Here is a 270-nt window from a genome sequence, read left to right as displayed (position 1 = left end):
AGGAGCGCCACCATCGCGGCTGCTGTAGTTGGGGCGTCCGCCAGAAGCGCGGTTCCCGCGCGGTCCGTTGTCGTCGTTGCGACGCGGACGGCGCTCTTCCTCTTCTGGCATGATGCTCCCTGTTCTCTTCGTGTAAACGCAAAATGGCCACCCAACGATGGGTGGCCATTTTGTCTAAAAGGAGTCCGGCGGTGTCCTACTCTCCCACAGGGTCCCCCCTGCAGTACCATCGGCGCTGTGAGGCTTAGCTTCCGGGTTCGGAATGTAACC

General features: G+C 61.5%; 1 rRNA gene. It reads right to left on the bottom strand.

What is annotated here, in order from left to right:
* Positions 1–183: 183 nt before the first annotated feature.
* Positions 184–270 (bottom strand): 5S ribosomal RNA (rrf, locus tag HDC31_RS17210); the annotation flags it as partial.

Source organism: Microbacterium sp. JAI119 (assembly GCF_013410135.1).
GTDB lineage: Bacteria > Actinomycetota > Actinomycetes > Actinomycetales > Microbacteriaceae > Microbacterium > Microbacterium oxydans.
Note: the sequence above shows the minus strand (reverse complement) of the source record. Positions and strands in the feature narration are given on the sequence as shown.